Source organism: Sphingopyxis sp. (assembly GCF_036402335.1).
Classification (GTDB): domain Bacteria; phylum Pseudomonadota; class Alphaproteobacteria; order Sphingomonadales; family Sphingomonadaceae; genus Sphingopyxis.
Map to the genome: position 1 here is coordinate 1 of NZ_DASWTD010000674.1, position 2,405 is coordinate 2,405.

3 protein-coding genes and 1 pseudogene are annotated in these 2,405 nt (G+C 67.3%); all 4 read right to left on the reverse strand.

The window, feature by feature from the left end:
* Positions 1-182: 182 nt before the first annotated feature.
* Positions 183-971 (reverse strand): imidazole glycerol phosphate synthase subunit HisF, encoded by a 789-nt coding sequence (gene hisF / locus VGD20_RS21615; RefSeq protein WP_331136429.1) that lies wholly within the window; start codon positions 969-971, stop codon positions 183-185.
* Positions 968-1,699, reverse strand: coding sequence for a 1-(5-phosphoribosyl)-5-[(5-phosphoribosylamino)methylideneamino]imidazole-4-carboxamide isomerase (gene hisA, locus VGD20_RS21620; RefSeq protein ID WP_331136430.1), 732 nt, complete (start codon positions 1,697-1,699; stop codon positions 968-970). The genes hisF and hisA overlap by 4 nt, the downstream gene beginning before the upstream one ends.
* Positions 1,696-2,316, reverse strand: a complete 621-nt coding sequence (gene hisH, locus VGD20_RS21625; protein ID WP_331136431.1) for an imidazole glycerol phosphate synthase subunit HisH — start codon at positions 2,314-2,316, stop codon at positions 1,696-1,698. The genes hisA and hisH overlap by 4 nt, the downstream gene beginning before the upstream one ends.
* A pseudogene (locus VGD20_RS21630) lies at positions 2,309-2,405 on the reverse strand (imidazoleglycerol-phosphate dehydratase); the annotation flags it as partial. The gene hisH and the pseudogene VGD20_RS21630, both read right to left, overlap by 8 nt.

The window sequence follows — 2,405 nt, forward strand, 5'->3', positions numbered from 1 at the left end:
AAATATGGTTACTGTAAAGCCGGTCGACATTAACCATTTCAGAAAATGGTCAAAATCAGGGCCGGCTGGAATCTTTCGGAGTCAGATTGAGCCAAGGCGTCATTGCGAGCGAAGCGAAGCAATCCAGCGCGATGCCTGGCATAGCTGGATTGCTTCGTCGCTGCGCTCCTCGCAATGACGATTCATCCAAGGCCGGAACAGCCCTGGCAGCCGGCACGCACCCGAATGCCCGCGGCGGCAAGCGCTGCGTGCGCGTCGGCGATGCTCGCTTCGCCGAAATGGAAGATCGAGGCGGCGAGCACCGCGCTGGCGTGTCCCCTGGTGATCCCCTCGACCAGATGATCGAGCCCGCCCACGCCGCCGCTGGCGACGACGGGCACGCTTACCGCATCGGCGATCGTGCGCGTGAGGGCCAGATCATAGCCGTCGCGCGTGCCATCCCGATCCATAGAGGTCACGAGCAGCTCGCCCGCGCCGAGTGCGGCAAGGCGGACCGCGTGTTCGATCGCGTCGATTCCGGTTTCGCGTCGGCCGCCATGCGTGAAGATCTCCCAGCGCCCCGGCCCGACCTGCCGCGCATCGACCGATCCGACGATGCACTGGCTGCCGAAGCGCTCGGCGATCTCGGCCACGACCTCGGGCCGCGCGACCGCAGCGCTGTTGACTGCCACCTTGTCGGCGCCCGCAAGCAACAGCGCGCGCGCATCTTCGGGGCTGCGCACGCCGCCGCCCACGGTCAGCGGCATGAAGCACACCTCCGCGGTCCGGCGGACCATGTCGATCAGCGTCCCGCGGCCTTCGTGGCTCGCGGAGATGTCGAGGAAGCAGAGCTCATCGGCGCCCGCGGCATCATAGGCGCGGGCTGCTTCGACCGGATCGCCCGCATCCCTGAGATGGACGAAGTTGACGCCCTTTACGACGCGCCCGTCCTTGACGTCGAGGCAGGGGATGACGCGCGCGCGGACGCTCACAGCGCCGCCACCGCCAGCGCGGCGGCAAGGTCGAGCCGCCCGTCATAGAGTGCGCGGCCGGTGATCACGCCCTCGATCCCGTCCTTTGCGTGGATCGCGAGCATCCGGATATCGCCGATCCCCGCGACGCCGCCGCTCGCAATGACGGGAATGTCGGTCGCGCGCGCCAGATCGACCGTCGCCTCGACATTGCAGCCTTTGAGCAAGCCGTCGCGGCCCACATCGGTGAAGAGCAGCGCGGCCACACCCGCATCCTCGAAGCGCCGCGCCATGTCGACGATCGAGACGTCGGACACATCGGCCCAGCCCTTGGTCGCGACCATGCCATCGCGCGCGTCCACCGCGACGACGATTCCACCGGGAAAGTCGCTCGCCGCCTCGCGAACGAGTTCGGGATTCTCGAGTGCCGCGGTACCGATCACGACGCGCGCGACACCAAAGTCGAACCAGCGTTCGATCGCCTCGCGATTGCGGATCCCGCCGCCCAGCTGGACGTAACCGGGAAAGGCTTCGACGATCGCTTTCACCGCCTCGCCATTGACCGATCCGCCAGCGAAAGCGCCATCAAGGTCGACGACATGAAGATGCCCTGCGCCAGCTTCGGCGAACAGCAGCGCCTGGGCAGCGGGATCGTCACCATAGACCGTCGCGCGGTCCATATCGCCCTCGGCAAGGCGTACGACCTGGCCCGCCTTCAGATCGATCGCGGGGAAAACGATAAGGCTCATGGCCGCCACTCCAGGAATCGGGCGAGGAAATCGAGCCCGTAACGCTGGCTCTTCTCGGGATGGAACTGCACGCCGATCATCGTATCGCGTGCGACCGCGGCGGTGACGGGGCCGCCATGATCGCTCACCGCCGCGAGATGCGCCGCGTCGGCGACGTCGAAGACAAAGCTGTGCAGATAATAGGCCTCGCCCGCTGCTATCAGCGGATGGGGCGTTGCCGGCGTCACGTCGTTCCAGCCCATATGCGGCACCTTGAGCGCCGGATCGGCGGGGCGGAGCAGGCGGACGGTGCCGGGGATCCAGCCAAGCCCTTGCTCGCCGCCGAACTCCTCGCCGCGCGTCGCCATCAGCTGCATGCCGACGCAGATGCCGAGAAAGGGCTTGTTGCGCCCAAGCACCGCTTCGTCGAGTGCGGCGCGCATGCCCGGAATCGCGTTCAACGCCGAAGCACAGGCCGCAAAGGCGCCCACCCCCGGCAGCACGATCCTGTCCGCTGCAAGCACGACCGCCGGATCGGCGGTCACGGAAACCGAGGTCGCACCCGCGGCGCGGAGCGCGTTGTGGACCGAATGGAGATTGCCCGCGCCGTAATCGATCAGCGCGACCGCTTCAGCCACCGCCCAGCGTCCCCTTGGTGGAGGGCACCGAATCGGCCTTGCGCGGATCAATCTCGACCGCCTGCCTCAGCGCGCGTGCGAGCGCCTTG